Here is a 16,113-nt window from a genome sequence, read left to right as displayed (position 1 = left end):
TTGTAATCAATTTTGCTGCGACGGAGGAATTCACTATGCTTTTTATTGATAACACAGGGATTACTGACGCATCCATCAATTTGGCGATTGAGGAATATGCGCTGAAGCACTTGCCGATGGACGAGAGTTACCTGCTTTTTTATATCAACAGCCCATCCATCATCATAGGGAAACATCAGAATACTATCGAAGAAATTAACCAAGAGTATGTAAAAGATAATAATATTCAGGTCGTACGTCGTCTATCCGGCGGTGGAGCTGTTTATCACGATCTTGGAAATTTGAACTTCAGCTTTATTACCAAGGATGACGGCCAATCCTTTCATAACTTTTTGAAATTCACCCAACCGGTCATCGATTACCTGCAAAGCATGGGTGTTAACGCCGAGCTAAGCGGACGGAATGACCTGCAAGTTGGTGAGCAAAAGATTTCCGGTAACGCTCAGTTCTCCACACGCGGACGTATGTTCAGCCATGGTACCTTGATGTTCAATCTTAATTTAGATGATGTACAAGCCTCTCTAAAAGTGAATCCAGAGAAGTTTAAATCAAAGAGCACCAAATCCGTACGCAGCCGTGTAGCGAATATCAAAGAGCTGCTGGGTACAGATATGACGATCGAGGAGTTCCGCGCCGGCCTGCTGCGTTCGATCTTTGGCATGGATTCTTCTGAGGTTCCTCAGTACAAGCTGCAACAAGCCGACTGGGACAAAATTAATGAGATCTCCCAGGAGCACTACCAGAACTGGGACTGGAACTACGGTCTGTCACCAAAAAGCAACGTTAAGCACACGCGCAAATTCCCTGCCGGAATTATTGATATTCGGATGGATATTGAAGATTCCCTCATTAAAGACATCAAAATCTATGGTGACTTCTTCGGAGTCGGTGACGTAGTAGATGTTGAAAATGCACTTCGTGGCAAACGTTATGACGAGGCTGAGGTTAGAGAAGCATTAGCTGATCTCGATTTGAAGCATTATTTCGGTCGTATTGAGCCGGAGGATTTTATCGGATTGGTCTTCCTAGAGGAATAGGATGAATTCACTGGTCATGATTTGAATCAAAAAGAGGACTCCTGCGCATTCGCCAGAAGTCCTCTTTTGCATGAATTATTACTCTTCGCTTTATCCTTTTACAGCAGATCCAACTGTCATTGCCCGTTCTACCTGCTCACTAAAGAACAAATAGACAATAACCATTGGCAGACTCGCCATCGTCATAACCGCCCCCATGCCACCCCAGTCTGTGCTGTATTGGCCTTGGAAGAACAATAGACCCAGCGGCAGTGTTTTCATCCCCTCATCAGAGATCAGAATATAAGCCAGCAAAAATTCATTCCAGTTGTTCAGAAATTGAAAAATGGCTACTGTTGCGACAGCTGGCGTTACAACCGGCACAATAATCTGCAGAAACATCCGGTATACATTCGCGCCGTCCATACAAGCGGATTCCTCCAGCTCCCCAGGAATACCCTTCATAAAGCCGTAGAATACCAGACAAGAGAACGGCAATCCAATGGCGACATAAGGAACAATCAGTCCACCGTAGGTATTAGTCAGATGTAAGTCCCGCACGAGTATAGCAAGTGGAATCATAATTACCTGCAGCGGCATGAACATTCCGATCGTCATATACAATCTGACCCCTTCACGGAATCTCCACCGCAGCCGGGAAATTGCGAATGAGAACATCAGCGATAATATGATAATAAGTAGCGTTGAAATCGTAGAGACTACCAAGCTATTCGTAAAATATCGCGGTATATTGAACTGTGACCAAGCGGCCACATAGTTTTCAATCCGGAAATTAGTCGGAAATCCGAAAGGGTTGGTGACAAAAATCTCATCGTTATTTTTCAGAGAATAAGAAATCATCCATAATAGCGGATAGATGGAAATGATAAAATAAATCCATAAGGGAAGCTGTATGAGCAATGCTCTCACTTTTTTCATAACGTTCCTTTTCCTTTCCGGCGTACTGCCTTATGCTTCATTTCGGTCAAATGTCTTGTTGATAATAATGGTGGCCAGAAGCGACAGAAGGACAAGCACAACCGATACCGCACAGGCATAGCCGTAGTTGCTTTCCAAGAAAGCATAACGATAAATCATAAAGGTAAGCGTATAATTGCTCGTTCCCGGTCCGCCGTTAGTCATAATCAACATTTGTACAAAAGCACCGATTCCTGAAGTAATGGCAATGATCAGACAGAATTTGAACGTCTCCTTCATCATTGGAATCGTCACCTTACGATGCGCCATCCATTTGGAGCAACCGTCAATCGTGGCAGCTTCCATGTACTGCTCAGGGACAGATTTAACCCCCGCATATAAAAGACTGAACTGGTAACCCATGAACTGCCAGGCATTAACAAAGGCAATCGCAATTATGGATGTGGTTGGAGAAGTGAGCCAGTTTTGTTGATAAGGAATATGCAAAATTTCAAAAAGCCTATTGATCAATCCGTTATTCGGATCGTAGATGGCAATCCATAGCTGACAAACAACCGTAACCGACAGAACTACGGGGATAAAATAAGCTGTTTTCAATAACTTACGCCCTTTGATTCGCGGATCGGCACAGGCAAGCGCAAGAATGGTTCCCAATCCGATCTGAAATACAGCGAGCACCAGTGCAAAAATAAGGCCGTTACGAAGGGATGTCAAAAGCAATGGATCATCAAACATCTCTACATAGTTGGACAATCCGTTAAAAGTAGCCGTACTGAGCCCGTCCCACTCGAAAAAGCTACGATAAAAGGATTGAAGCACCGGATAGATAATCACTACGCTATAAATCAACAGAGCGGGAAGCAGAAACAGCATTATGGCTTTCTTATTACCTAAGTATTTATGCATGCGGTAAGATTCCACTCCTTCCTTGCCAAGCTGCTCACCCGATATAAGGGCTCGATCCGGGTGAGCTGCAGGGCATGGACCAATTTTTATTTATTTTATTTCTCTAATTATTTATTTTCTTTGTTCAGCACTCGGTTCATGTTATCCGTGAACTGCTTAGCCGAGAATCCTTCGATCAACATATTTTGTGTATTGTCGTCCAGTGCATTTTTAATTTGAACACTGCTTACCGCATTGGCGTAACCCTTCACGTTTGGCAGCACTTCTTCAGCGATTCTTTTCATCATGGCAGGCACTTCACCGGTCATTTCTTTATCCACTTTAGTCGCTACGATCGGGCTACCCAGCTGTGTATATTTGTATTCGCTATATTTTTGTGCGATAAAACTAGCTACTTTCACTGCGGTCTCAACATTCTTGCTGCTAGGAGAAACGGCAAAGCCACCAGGACCTCCTGCACCGTTAATGTACATTTTGTTGTTCTCATAAGTCGCTTCGTCCTTAGCTGGCCAGTACATCCAATCCACTTTATCCCCAAGCTTCTCAGCACTGCTGTAGATTTCCCACTGACCGTTGACGAACATGCCAGCTTTTCCTTGGTAGAACAAAGATGAAGCTTGATCATAATTGGTATTCGTAGCATTGACGTCGAACAAGCCTGCTTCTTCCAGCTTCTTCATTTGTTCTGCTGCTGTTACATAAGGCGAAGGCAATGTTGTCGTTCCCTTCGTTTCGAGTGGGCCAAACCCTTTCGTCTCCTCACGAGTCACAAGTCCGCTATAAAAAGAAGTAGTGATCCATTTCTCCTTCGCGAAAATTGAGAGCGGTGTATACCCTGCTGTAGAAAGCTTCTTAGCCGCTTCAGCCAGCTGATCGATCGTCTTGATCGGCATCTCGATGCCTACCTCTTTAAAGATATCCTTGTTGTAAAACAACATTTGGAATTCGATTCCCGTATATGGGAATGCGTATACATGACCGTCTGGGGCAATCAGACGGGACTCATTCCCTGTGTTTAGATTCGCTTTGAAATCTTTGGTGGCTTGGTATTCATCAAGCAGCTCGACATTTTTAGATTTGGCGAAGGTTTGCAGTGTAGGCCAGTCTGTTTCATAAATATCCGGCATGTTCCCAGTCGCGGCATATGTTTTCAGCTTCTGGTAGCCATCTTGAACAGCCTCATCCAGTACAATCTCCACCTCCGGCATTTCCTTTTTCAATTCCTCTACGGCATAATCAAATGGCTTTGAAGTATCTTCGTCAAAATGCTGTGCATAAATTTTTATTTGAATTTTCTTATCGGTGTTCCCAGCGGTCGTATTGGAATCTTCAGAGGTTGAACCACCGTTTCCGGCATTGTTACCACCACAGGCTGTAAGTGAGAAAGCTAAGGATAAAACGGTTGCAACCCCCAGTGTTCTGAATAGCTTGTTGCTCATAATGAATCCCCTTTCTGATGCTCTATTTAGTGGAGCTAGTTGAATCCGCTATTTGTTAGCGTTTTCATCGTCCTGTTTCTATTATATTTGAGCCTTGAAGACCCAAAAAGAGCCATATCGGGCACAATCGGTAATAAACAGGACAAAATGAAAGCGGCCTCACCAGAGAGCCGCCACCAAATTGGTTTATTAAATTTCATTATTAACGCCAATATGGCGGGAACGGGCAGCCAGCTGCTCAAATTCAGACGGCGGCATGCCATAGTGTTTTTTAAAGCATTTACTGAAATAATTCGGATCATTATAGCCCACTTTACCGGCGATTTCAGACAGTCTCACATTTCCTCCAGCAAGCAGTTCCTTGGCCTGCTTCATACGAGTATAGGTAATGAAATCAAGTACAGAGATTCCACCTTCTTTTCGAAAAACCTTCCGTAAATAGCTGGTATCTACATACACGCCATTCGCCACCTGGTCAACTGTCAGCTCACAATCGGAATAATGCTCCCGGATGTACTCTTTGGCGGCAATGAATAAATTGTACGACTTAGAGGGGCGGTGCTCACGACCTTGATCAATGACTTTACTGTACAAGCCTTTTATCCAGCTTTCAGTCTCATCCCAGTTATCCATCTCCCGTAGCCGCTGCTCTGATGAACCTGCTGGTTTCCAGAAACTTTCCGGATTGATCCCTCTTTCTCCAGCATAGGCAAGGCAAAGGGATACTATACTCATTAAAAGAGTAAAGGAATAGCTGCCTCCCCCTCTCTGGCGTCGTAGAATCTCAATTAATTTGCTTATGTCCTTCGCCGCTGCATCGCCATCCCCCATCTTTAACGCCATCAGCATGGCATCCTGAATTCCAAGATGAGTGATTTCTTTGGATGGAAAGGAGAACTCCTCTATCCCTTCAGAGGAATTCTGCTCGTCCATTTGGAGTGGAAAGAGCTTACTAGAAGCCGTCCCTTCTGCAATTATTTCCGGCTTACCAGCTTTGCGTGCACCTATTTTATGTGACTGAAGGCGCTGCTTCACCTTGATCATCATCTCGTTAAACTCTTGCTGGTTAAACGGTTTCAATAAATAATCTTGTACACCTAAGCGAATCGCTTTTTGCGCATAATCAAATTCATTGTGCCCTGTTACAAAAACAATCAGCATATCAGGAGCATTGGCCTGTAACCGGGTAACCAGCTCCATACCGTCCATATAGGGCATGCTAATGTCCACTAAAGCCAAATCAGGTTTCGTCCGTTCCGCTTCTTCCAGCGCTTCTCTGCCATTTGACGCTTCACCACAGACACTGAAATCATATTTACTCCAATCCAGCTTGGTCCGCATATAATAACGAAACAGCGGCTCGTCATCTACAACCATCACTTTATACATCTATGCTGCCCCCCTGCACTTCCGTTCCGGGAATCGTCATTTTCATAACAGTACCCTTTCCCAGTCTACTCTCCACCGATAGGCCATATGGTTCTCCAAAATACAGCTTAATCCGTTCATGAACGCTGTAAATGCCAATGGATGCCGGTTTTCCTTCTCGTGAGCGGTATTCTACAATCCGGGACACCTGCTCCTCGGACATGCCAACACCGTTATCCTCCACGGTAATGATAACTTCTCTTCCGTGTGTATAAGCCTCTATTGAGATAAGCCCCTGACTACCCTTTGTTTTTAATCCATGGTAGATTGCATTCTCTATGAGTGGCTGTAGGGACAATTTGGGTACCTTAACTCCTTCGAGAGATTTCGGGATATTAATCTCGTAACGTAATACGTCGGGGTTGCGAACCTGCATAATAGCCAAATAATCAGCTGCATTTGATACTTCCTCGGACAGTGGAATAACCTCGTTTCCTTTGCTAAGAACAACCCGATAGAAGTCTGCCAGTGCCTTGGTCGTATCCCGAGCTGCTTCATTAAGCTCCAAATCGTTGAGTACATAAATCGTATCCAGTGTATTGTACAGAAAATGTGGTTTAATCTGGGCATGAATCAGAGCTAGTTCATATTCACGTTTCCGGACTTGTTCGTTCGTAATCGTCCGCATCAGCTCCTGGATACGACCAACCATGGAATTGAATACGGTGGAGATCAACCCCGTCTCATCCTCTGTAGTCACTGGTGAGGTGACATTCAGATCGCCTTCCCTTACTTTACGCATCGCCTTCGTCACCTGAAGAAGCGGATTTACGATAATCTGTGACAGCTTTCCTGCAAGCAGCAGAGACAGTAACAGGCATCCAATTCCCACGAATATAGTTAACGTTATATTGCGATGAATATCAGCGGTTAACTTTTGCAGCGAAATGGTATTCACAAGCTTCCAATTCAGCTTATCATAATACGTCACTGTGACCAGCTCTCGCCCGCTCCCCCTGCCGATAATTTCCGAGACAGAGCTTCCCTTCTTCCTAAGACTGCCGTTCAGTCTGTCCTCAGGCTTCAGTAGAAGCTTTGATTTATCAGGTGTAGACACGGTCCTTTGCGTTCCGTCTACTATAAAATATTTCTTGTCCGAAGAGGTTTCTCTAGCAGTTTCCAGAAAAGCAGAGAGAGCATCTTCTTTTACGTTCACAAATAATGTACCTATTAGGTTGCCTGTTTTAAGATTGTACACGACTTTACTCAGTGTGAGCACCGGAACTGCCGGATCACTAACCAGATAATCTCTCTGCTCCATGGGAAGCCAACGGTTAACTCCGTAGCTGCCTTTTTCTTTAGCCTTCTCCAGCATATCGCTGGTGAATACCTTCTGCTCGTTAGGATTACCGTAGGCGTAAGAGGAATATATCTGCCCTTCCGTATCCACAAATACAGCAGAGTCGACATCCGGAAAAATAATCAGATCGATAGAAAGCTGGCTCTGCATTAAATTGCGAAACCGCGTCTGCTCCACTGTCGAGGATAACAACGGACGTTCAGCATACATCCGATGGATGTCGGTAGTTATAATGTTGGCACTACTCTCCGTATTTTTTACAATCGTATCTATTTGCTGCATGATGAGCTTGGATTCATCTTTAAAATTGTACTTAGCCTTTTCGATCATCGAACGGCTGAACATCTGCCCTGAGAGCAAGCCTAAAGCAAGCAATGGAAAAATGATCAACGGTATAAAAATAAGGATAATTTTATTACGAATCTGCAATCTTCCAAACCACTTCACTAAGGAATCCCCCCGCATAACAGCCGCCTCCTGTGTGTTCTAGCGGTAATTCATTATGTGCTTCAAATCCGTAAATCTCAAGGAGAAAGTATAAATACATATACAACTAGGGCGAGTGTCAGCAGGATAAAAACATTCTCTACAGCTCCACCTTTTTTCGTGCCTGTACTCATTAGCTTTAGACGCAGCTTAAATGGAATGGGCGGCAGGGGCGTAATTCCCCTTTGGGTGAGAGAGTCGGCCAATAGATGAAGCGCATAAGACATGCCGCCTGCTATCCATAGACTGCCACCATCCTGTATACCCGATGAAGCAAAATACAATAAAGTGCTCCAGCCTGCAACAGCATATAAGGTATGAGTCAATCCACGATGCGGGACAAGTGATGTAACTACGAGTATACAAGCTACTATGTAGTTCCAAGGATCATATGCCCCTCCGTATGCAAATACCGCAGTAGCGATTAGTACCATCACCAGATGCCGCAGCTTTCTTCCCGGCAGGAAAGTCACACTCCCCACAAGTAGGGCCAGTACAATATTCCAAGGGCTTTCAACGATTCCTGCAAAATAAAGATAAATCGCTGCTCCTATCAAAGCAACCTGTAGTACCCTGAGCAGAAAGTCAGGAATCGCCTTGCGTACCAGTAACGAATTCGGTTCATCAATGTCTGGCAGGAGCGAGCTTAATGCGGCGACGGCAATAACCGGGATTGTAATCTCATGGGCCATCAAACTCATAACAGATAGGGTAACCCCGGTGCTGATAATTAAATGGGATCTGCCCATCATAGTGAAACCGCTCCTTTCTAAGATGCAAAAACAAGAACAAATGTGCGGTTATCGAAGTATATCAAGACCCGGTTTTTTTGTCTACATAAAACGCTGAAATCGCTTAGTATATAAGCCTTTGCGCGATTTCTATCTTGTCCTCCCCATGAATATACGATACAATTTGGACAACTTGTCCTTGTCGTCTACATAGAGACGGCAGCTGCTGAAGAAAGGATGACCTAAGTAGTGAAGCGTTCCCGTATAGCCGATTCCAGCCTGCTATTGGTGGCGATGATGTGGGGATGTACCTTTCTGATTGTACAAAATGCTGTCAAGGTGCTGCCACCGCTCGCGTTTAATAGTATCCGCTTTATGGGCGCTGCCCTGTTGCTGGCTCTAATCACAGTTATTTTTTACCGCAAGGATTGGAAACAGCTAAGTTTCCGCATGGTACGCGATTCTCTGCTGCTTGGCCTTTTTTTGTTTATGGGCTATGGCTTTCAGACGATGGGACTTCTATATACAACAACCTCTAATACCGGCTTTATTACCGGGCTATCGGTTGTCCTAGTTCCCTTTCTGTCTCTTGCCCTATTGAAGCATGCGATTTCACGATACACTTGGTTCAGTGCGGCACTCGCCGCAATCGGGCTTTATCTGTTGACCTTCACGGGCTCTGCATTATCCTTGAATAAAGGCGATGCCTTGATTCTTCTGTGTGCCATAGCTTTTGCGTTACAGGTAGCCTATACTGGCGTTTATGCACCTCATTATCCGGCGTTGCCGCTAGCTACTCTGCAGCTTGCTTTTGTTGGGCTGTTCAGTATTGCTGCCTCGCTTATTTTTGAAGGGGCAACACCGCTCGCCCACAGCGGGGAGCTGATTAAGGACCCAGATGTGCTTTGGGCTCTGCTGATCTCCATCGGGCCAACCAGCGCTTTTGCCTTCTGGATTCAAACCGCCTGTCAGAAATATACTACCCCATCACGGGTAGCCATTATTTATGCCACAGAACCGGTATTTGCCGTTCTGACGGGTTTAGCCTTTGGCGGGGAAACACTCGGGTTGTCCGCTCTGCTCGGTTGTGGTTGTATTCTGGGGGCTATGCTTATGGCAGAGCTGAGCCCGGAACCGGGTCAGAATCAACATAAGAAGAGTTATTTTTCCAAATTACATCTATTTAGAAAGAGATAAGGAGAGAGACAAATGTACAAATTGATCGCGATTGATATTGATGACACTCTGATTAATGATGACAAGGAAGTAACACCTGCTACCCAAACTGCGCTTGAAGAGGCTGTTGCCGCAGGTGTTGTTGTAACCCTTGCTACAGGCCGTGCTTACGCTTCCGCTCAAGCCATTGCCCGTCAAACTGGACTAAACGTACCTATCATTACTTACCAGGGTGCACTCGTTAAGAACTTGCTCGATGAAAAAGTACTGTATGAGCGTTACGTCCCGCAAGATGCAGTCCGCAAGCTGTTCACTTACTGCGTGGAGCATAATCTGCATCTGCAAACTTACATTGACGACAAGCTATATGCCCGTGAAGACAACCAAAAGATCAAAGACTATACGGACTTGAATAAAACGCAATATTTTATTGAGCCTGACTGGGAAAAGCTTGTCCCGCAAAAAACACCAAAAATGCTAATTATCGATGATCCTGATTTCTTGGATGAACTGGCTCCAATCCTGCATGAATTGCTTGGTGATTCCGTGCATATTACCAAATCCAAACCACACTTTCTGGAAATCATGCATCATGAAGGAACCAAGGGCATTGCACTTGAATTCCTAGCCAAACATTACGGCTGTGAGCTTTCCGAGACTATCGCTGTAGGTGATTCTTGGAACGACCATGAGATGCTGGAAGCTGCCGGACTTGGCGTCGCTATGGAGAATGCTATTCCTGCTCTGAAAGAAATTGCTGATTTTGTGACCTTAAGCAACAATGACGATGGCGTGAAATATGCGATTGATAAATTCATTCTTAATAAAGTGAACTAAACTTCCTTAAGCAAAAGGGTGCAGCAACGCCATATTTCATGACGTTGCTGCACCCTTTTTTATTCCAACACTCAAACACCTGTAGAAGCTAATTCCACTTTCTCGGGTCCCATTCCACTCTCTTCTTCCTGCTCTAGCTGAGAATAGTACAGATCATTATATCTTCCTTCAGCAGCAAGCAGTACATCATGCGTTCCACTCTCCACAATTTCACCATTCTCCATCACGAGAATGATATCAGCGTTCTGAATCGTAGATAAACGGTGCGCGATAACGAGTGTAGTTTTGTCTCCCATTAGTTTACGAATGGCCTGCTGCACCAGTTTTTCTGATTCATTGTCAAGTGCAGCAGTAGCTTCATCCAACAGCAGAATAGGAGCGTTTCTCAGAATTGCTCTTGCAATGGAAAGCCGCTGACGTTGTCCCCCGGACAGTCGTGAGCCTTCCTCACCAATATCAGTATCCAGTCCCTCAGGCAATTCCATTACAAAATCATAGGCATTCGCTTTTCGCAAAGCTTCCAGAATTTCTTGCTCATCCGCCTCTGGATTTCCATTCCGGATATTATCACGAATGCTTCCCGTATAAAGACCTGCCTCTTGCGGCACATAGGAAAAATAACTTCTAAGCTTAGCCAGACTCATCTCGTTGATCCGCTGCCCATTGATTATTACTTCGCCTTCATCGGGTTCATACAATCCCAGCAATAGTTTGAAAAGCGTAGATTTACCTCCACCACTCGGTCCCACAACCGCCATCTGTGTTCCTTTTTGAAGCTCTAAGCTGATCTTGTTTATACTTTGTCTCTCTGCTCCCGGATACGAGAAAGAGATCGACGACATTACCATACTCTCAAATTCTGGTTGCTTTGTCTCCACTTCTGGAAGGGTCTCAACCTCCACCGGGCTATCCAACACCTCAAAGATCCGTCCCGCCGCCCCAAGTGATTGCTGCATCGAATTGATCAGTCCCGGCAATGACGAGAACGGCATCACTAAATAATTCATGAGCTGGATGAAAGCAATCATCGCACCGACCTCAAGTGATCCTTTTGCCACAAAATAACCAGCCACGACCAGCGCCAGAAGAAACGTAAAGTTTCCCAGAAAAGAAGAGAATGAGCCAGTAGCTCCCTCAATTCTTCCCCGCTTTAATTCTTCAGAAGTAATATTCTCACTATGCTCCTGATACTGCTTCATTAGTCTGCGTTCAATGCTAAAGGATTTAAACACCATACTACTGCCTAGAATGTCATGTAAAAAGGAAGTAATCTTACTCATATTAGTCTGAATCTTCACACTGTTCTCACGCATCGCTGAACCGAAGATTTTTCCCGTAAGGAACATCAAAGGCCCCATTGCAAAACAGATCAATGCCAGTAACCAGTTAATATAGAGCAAATAACCAAAAGCCGCGAGGGCTAGTAAAGGGTTACGGATTAGATCAATCATTACCTCGCCTGCAGCATTACCAACAGATTGATTATCATTAGTAAAGCGGGACAATAAATCCCCGGAATGATTACGGTCAAAATAAGACTGAGGAAGAGCTAAGGCATGCCGCATCATATCCAACCGCAGCTCATTTCTGATCTTGACAGAGATTTTATTTTTGAAATATCGATCGATGAAACCGTTAATTGCACTCACTAATAAGTAGATTAATCCAAAAATAACCAGCCCTTTAAAAGCTTTCACATCGAGTCTAACCGCAGCATCCGTAATTACTGAGAGCAGCCAAGCAATCGTTAAATCCAGAACAATCCCAAATAAAGTCGTAAATAATAAAATCGTATACAAAAGCTTGTGCCTTAACATATATGTACTTAATCTTGAAAATACGCCTTTCTGCTTCAAAGAACCAGCCCTCTCACTTAAAATTCTATACCTCTAACCTTAGCGAACACCTTATTATCATGCCGTTCCCCGTCATACCCAAGACTCGCACTGCGCAGGATCCCTTCCAGTATAAAACCCGCACGTTCGGCTACCGCGGCACTTTTGGTATTTCGTGCACTACAAAAGATTTCGAGACGATTCGCCCCTAGTTCCTGTATGGCAAAATTGGTGATTCCATTTACGGCTTCTGTCATATATCCTTTGCCTGCACAGGCACTCCGGATCCAATAACCAATCTCAAAATTGCGGAGTTCCCAGTTTAGATGATGCAGGCTAATGCAGCCGATAAAACCCTCCGTATCCCTTCTAAAAATACGCATATGTAGCTTATCCCTTTTTAGAAACTCCAGTCTGCCTTCTCTAGTAACTTTCTCTGATTCTTCTAATGTGGGTATTACTTGAGCAAAAGCCATCCAAGGTCTCAATTCATCTATACTTTCACGGATAGCCTCATTCATGCTAACTCCATCTCCCCATAAAGGGGCACGAATGAGCAGCCTCTCTGTTTCAAAACTCTCGGGAAAATCAAGCAGGATTGGATCCTTGGAGTCAGCCACTTCATACTCCTCCTTTGGCGATGATAATTATTCTAAATATGTAAAAATAATACGATATGCTTTTTGATTATATAGTATAAATGGGGATCTGAATACTGAATGCAATAGAAATCACAAAAGGAACATCAACAGGCTGAAGTTGCCCGAATGATGTCCCTTTTTGATTTAGTGAATATCTCAACTAAAGCGGACCACTCCATTTCTTGGCTCGAAGAGTTAATTAAATGGATTCAACAAGGCGGAATATAACAGGTTAAATAGGATCAAGAAAACTCCCTTCCAGCAAAAGGGAGTTTTCTTTTTATCTAAATTTCAGCTGATCTCCGAAGATCCTAAGAGTATTCTCATCCCCGTCTCGGCCAGCGTAACATTTTCCGGTAAAATATATGATTTTCTCATATCCACATCATGCGACATATGGGTATAGATTGCCTTTTGAGGCTTCACAGTTTGCAGCAGCTCCGCTGCTTCCGTCATATCGTATACAGAACGAGTCGATAACTCCGCTGCTTCGTAATAGAAGCTTGTACCTAATACCAGCAAGTCAGCTCCATGCATCAGGCGTGTCTCTTCAGCTCCAAGAGAAATGGAATCTGGACAATACACCCATACATAGCCCTCCTTCTCCAGACGAAAAGCATACGAGTATCCATTCTTGCCATGGTTCACTTTCCAGGTATCTATTGTCCAGCCGTCTAGCTCTATGCCTTCATCACAAGGAATCATCTCGATCTGATTGCGCAGCCATGGATATTGCCGCTCTATTATCGGGATCACTTCTGCTGGGGCAAAGAGCTGGCCCTTATATCCCATCCAGCGGCAAGAATCCGCCCATTCCGGCAGCCCACCAATATGATCAAAATGAGCGTGTGTCACCAGCAGTCTGCGCATATTCCGTACTCCCTGCGCCTCCATCTGACGCCGCCAGTCAGGCCCACAATCGATCACTAAAAAGTCACTGCCATTATCTATAAGTACAGAAGAGCGCAGGCGAATATTTTCACCCTGTTCCCTTGCCTCTGTACAGGTCTCACAGCTGCAATATACCCGAGGAACCCCCATGGCATCCCCTGTACCCAAAAATACCAACGTATCCATCTATTATCTCTCCTTCAGGTTCTCTTCAACGAAGTAATATATCTAAATTACCCTCTCTCTATCTTAAAGAGACCCACCAAAAAAAGCCATCCCCACCACAGATGAACTGCTGGGATGACTCTTTTGTTATACCTCTACCTTATATTCCGGCAAGTACCTGATACCAAATTCCACGCTTGGAATAAAGTGAGCTTCGCACCTCATCCCAGCCTCCTAAATAGTTAATATCAAAGAGGCCCGCCGGATCAGGGTAATCGCTTTTGTGCTCAGCATAGACTTGTTTATCCACGGGACGAAAGCCATATTTTGCAAAGATCTCTTGTGCCTGTGGGGTTATCAAAAAATCAACCAGTGCTTCTGATGCTATGCGTGTCCCATGCTCATCCGCATATTTCTCTACAACAGCCGCCGGATTCTCAATCAGAATTGTATTTTTAGGAATAATGACTTCGTATTTGACTCCCTGAGCAATCCGAGCCAGCAGTTCATTCTCATAGGTGACAATTACATCCCCCACTCCATACTCGAAGGCTGCCATAGAAGCGCGGCCACTCTTATCCAGAGACTCTACATTGGCATGGATGCTTTCCAAAAAAGCTTTGGCTGCTGCTGGATCCTTTGCCCCCTCCTGCTCCTCTGACAGCTTCAGACCAGCCCCATAGATCGCGTTGATATCCCATTGCGCACCACCAGAGGTCTTCGGGTTTGGATATAATACTTTAATCCCCGGCTTGGCTAAGTCCGCAAAATCGCGAATGCCTTTAGGATTTCCTTCGCGGGTACCAAGAGCTACTACTGAACGTGTCACCATGCCTTGTTCACCCTGCTCTTTCCATGTCGGCGCTACGAGTCCAGCCTTAACTAGCTTCTCGACATCACCTTCCATGGCTAGCAGCGTCACATCCGCTTCAAATCCACCTACAATCGCTCGCGCCTGTGTCCCTGAAGCCTCATAAGACTCCTGAAAATTAATATCCTGACCCGTATCCGCCTTCCACTTGGCAGCAAATAACGGCAAAATATCCTGCATCGCATCCTTAGCCACACTGTATGCGCCAATTACCAGCGTAACATCCCCTTGCTTCGAAGGCTCTGCCATCGTCGTAACTGCCTTCTCATTCCCGCAACCGACTGCTGTCAGCGTGAGTATGGCCAGCATTAGGGCAGCAAAACATCCGTGCAGTTGTCTGCTCCTTTTGACATTCATTGCGGCCCACATCCTTCGAGGTAATGATTTTTAAATAAAAATCGGCATTGGATCTTCTTTCAGGTTGTTCTCCTGGATCCAGCTGCGCTCATCATTAAACAGATAAGCCCGATGTACCAGTACTGAGATTTCCTGACCCGGCTGCAAGGTTTCTTTCTCCAACGAACGGTAGGTGACCAGCTTGTGGCCATTTACTTCAACCTCAACGAGCCATTCGCTGCCGCGGAAATGCAGATGTTTCACAACACCTTTTTCCGTGGCAGAAGCCATCTTGAACTCATGCAGATTACCCACTTCAATGTATTCAGGACGAATCAGCGCTTTGGTAGGCTTGCCGTCCCCCGCACCTGTAAAGCCTTTAACCTCAGAAGCGTTCTCAATCAGCGTAGATTCGCCGATAAATGTTGCCACGAACGGTGTTTTGGGTTCCTTGTAAATATCCCACGGGGTACCCTTTTGTTCCAAACGTCCTTGATTAATGATCATAATTTCATCCGCTACTTCAATCGCTTCATCTTGGTCATGGGTTACGAAAATAGAGGTGATACCTACACGCTCGATCAGTTCACGCAGCCAAGCGCGCAGCTCCTGGCGGATCTTCGCATCAATAGCGGCAAAAGGTTCATCTAAAAGCAGCAGCTGTGGTTCAGGCGCAAGCGCACGTGCAAAAGCCACACGCTGACGTTGTCCCCCTGATAGCTGATGCGGATAACGTTTCTCGAACCCTTTTAACCCTGTAAGCTCCACAAGTTCCATAACGCGATCGCGGATAGCTGTTTTGTTAGCCTTTTTAACCTTTAAGCCAAAAGCGATATTATCAAATACAGTCATATGTTTGAAGAGTGCATAGTTCTGGAAGACGAAGCCGATCCCACGTTCTTGAGGAGGAAGATTGTTCACCGTCTGACCATGAAAAATAATCTCTCCGGTATCCGGTGACTCCAGTCCCGCCAGCATACGTAGAATTGAGGTTTTCCCGCCTCCACTTGGGCCGAGCAATCCAATCAGGTGACCTTTTGTAATGGTGAAATTGACGTCCTTGACCGCATGAAAATCTCCAAAATGCTTGTTTAACCCCCGCACTTCTACATGCAT

Annotated in this window: 14 protein-coding genes; 3 read left to right on the top strand and 11 right to left on the bottom strand. The window is 45.0% G+C overall.

The window, feature by feature from the left end:
- Positions 1-35 precede the first annotated feature (35 nt).
- Entirely contained in the window at positions 36-1,037 is a 1,002-nt protein-coding gene (locus NST58_RS07020; protein WP_339247012.1) for a lipoate--protein ligase, read from the top strand.
- A gap of 90 nt (positions 1,038-1,127) precedes the next feature.
- On the opposite strand, the gene NST58_RS07015 is transcribed toward NST58_RS07020, so the two are convergent.
- From NST58_RS07015 to NST58_RS06990, 6 genes are all read right to left on the bottom strand, one after another.
- A complete protein-coding gene (locus tag NST58_RS07015) occupies positions 1,128-1,955 on the bottom strand; it encodes a carbohydrate ABC transporter permease (protein WP_036681776.1) in 828 nt (275 codons plus the stop codon).
- A 30-nt stretch (positions 1,956-1,985) separates the two neighbouring features.
- Positions 1,986-2,861: a sugar ABC transporter permease gene (locus tag NST58_RS07010; RefSeq protein ID WP_038569153.1), complete on the bottom strand. Its 876-nt coding sequence runs from the start codon at positions 2,859-2,861 to the stop codon at positions 1,986-1,988.
- A gap of 107 nt (positions 2,862-2,968) precedes the next feature.
- Entirely contained in the window at positions 2,969-4,300 is a 1,332-nt protein-coding gene (locus NST58_RS07005; protein ID WP_076128153.1) for an extracellular solute-binding protein, read from the bottom strand.
- A 189-nt stretch (positions 4,301-4,489) separates the two neighbouring features.
- Positions 4,490-5,689, bottom strand: a complete 1,200-nt coding sequence (locus tag NST58_RS07000; protein ID WP_076185759.1) for a response regulator — start codon at positions 5,687-5,689, stop codon at positions 4,490-4,492.
- Entirely contained in the window at positions 5,682-7,493 is a 1,812-nt protein-coding gene (locus NST58_RS06995) for a sensor histidine kinase (RefSeq protein ID WP_248547847.1), read from the bottom strand. The genes NST58_RS07000 and NST58_RS06995 overlap by 8 nt, the downstream gene beginning before the upstream one ends.
- A gap of 59 nt (positions 7,494-7,552) precedes the next feature.
- Positions 7,553-8,266 (bottom strand): metal-dependent hydrolase, encoded by a 714-nt coding sequence (locus NST58_RS06990; protein WP_076128159.1) that lies wholly within the window; start codon positions 8,264-8,266, stop codon positions 7,553-7,555.
- Between the two features lie 228 nt (positions 8,267-8,494).
- Here NST58_RS06990 and NST58_RS06985 point away from each other — a divergent pair, with 228 nt between their 5' ends.
- Complete coding sequence (locus NST58_RS06985) at positions 8,495-9,442, top strand: DMT family transporter (protein ID WP_248547848.1); 948 nt, start codon at positions 8,495-8,497, stop codon at positions 9,440-9,442.
- 12 nt (positions 9,443-9,454) lie between these two features.
- Complete coding sequence (locus NST58_RS06980; RefSeq protein ID WP_038569149.1) at positions 9,455-10,258, top strand: Cof-type HAD-IIB family hydrolase; 804 nt, start codon at positions 9,455-9,457, stop codon at positions 10,256-10,258.
- 71 nt (positions 10,259-10,329) lie between these two features.
- Here the strand turns inward: NST58_RS06980 and NST58_RS06975 are convergent, their stop codons facing one another.
- The 5 genes from NST58_RS06975 to cysA all read right to left on the bottom strand — a co-directional run bounded on the left by NST58_RS06975 (position 10,330) and on the right by cysA (position 16,113).
- The gene (locus NST58_RS06975) at positions 10,330-12,114 is read right to left on the bottom strand and encodes an ABC transporter ATP-binding protein (protein WP_280752588.1); all 1,785 of its coding nucleotides are present in this window, start codon (positions 12,112-12,114) and stop codon (positions 10,330-10,332) included.
- A 17-nt stretch (positions 12,115-12,131) separates the two neighbouring features.
- Complete coding sequence (locus NST58_RS06970) at positions 12,132-12,713, bottom strand: GNAT family N-acetyltransferase (protein WP_339247007.1); 582 nt, start codon at positions 12,711-12,713, stop codon at positions 12,132-12,134.
- Positions 12,714-13,025: 312 nt separating this feature from the next.
- A complete protein-coding gene (locus tag NST58_RS06965; RefSeq protein WP_339247004.1) occupies positions 13,026-13,811 on the bottom strand; it encodes an MBL fold metallo-hydrolase in 786 nt (261 codons plus the stop codon).
- Positions 13,812-13,950: 139 nt separating this feature from the next.
- A complete protein-coding gene (locus tag NST58_RS06960; RefSeq protein ID WP_339247001.1) occupies positions 13,951-15,018 on the bottom strand; it encodes a sulfate ABC transporter substrate-binding protein in 1,068 nt (355 codons plus the stop codon).
- Between the two features lie 30 nt (positions 15,019-15,048).
- A complete protein-coding gene (gene cysA, locus NST58_RS06955) occupies positions 15,049-16,113 on the bottom strand; it encodes a sulfate ABC transporter ATP-binding protein (protein ID WP_076104838.1) in 1,065 nt (354 codons plus the stop codon).

The sequence above is a fragment of the Paenibacillus sp. FSL R10-2796 genome (assembly GCF_037965315.1).
GTDB classification, from domain to species: Bacteria; Bacillota; Bacilli; order Paenibacillales; family Paenibacillaceae; genus Paenibacillus_AQ; species Paenibacillus_AQ odorifer.
This window is presented reverse-complemented; position numbering and strand designations above follow the sequence as displayed.

Coding starts and splice junctions, on each gene's coding strand:
- NST58_RS07020 (WP_339247012.1), top strand. CDS start 36: ATGCTTTTTATTGATAACACAGGGATTACTGACGCATCCATCAATTTG.
- NST58_RS07015 (WP_036681776.1), bottom strand. CDS start 1,955: ATGAAAAAAGTGAGAGCATTGCTCATACAGCTTCCCTTATGGATTTAT.
- NST58_RS07010 (WP_038569153.1), bottom strand. CDS start 2,861: ATGCATAAATACTTAGGTAATAAGAAAGCCATAATGCTGTTTCTGCTT.
- NST58_RS07005 (WP_076128153.1), bottom strand. CDS start 4,300: ATGAGCAACAAGCTATTCAGAACACTGGGGGTTGCAACCGTTTTATCC.
- NST58_RS07000 (WP_076185759.1), bottom strand. CDS start 5,689: ATGTATAAAGTGATGGTTGTAGATGACGAGCCGCTGTTTCGTTATTAT.
- NST58_RS06995 (WP_248547847.1), bottom strand. CDS start 7,493: ATGCGGGGGGATTCCTTAGTGAAGTGGTTTGGAAGATTGCAGATTCGT.
- NST58_RS06990 (WP_076128159.1), bottom strand. CDS start 8,266: ATGATGGGCAGATCCCATTTAATTATCAGCACCGGGGTTACCCTATCT.
- NST58_RS06980 (WP_038569149.1), top strand. CDS start 9,455: ATGTACAAATTGATCGCGATTGATATTGATGACACTCTGATTAATGAT.
- NST58_RS06965 (WP_339247004.1), bottom strand. CDS start 13,811: ATGGATACGTTGGTATTTTTGGGTACAGGGGATGCCATGGGGGTTCCT.
- NST58_RS06960 (WP_339247001.1), bottom strand. CDS start 15,018: ATGAATGTCAAAAGGAGCAGACAACTGCACGGATGTTTTGCTGCCCTA.
- cysA (WP_076104838.1), bottom strand. CDS start 16,113: ATGCATGTAGAAGTGCGGGGGTTAAACAAGCATTTTGGAGATTTTCAT.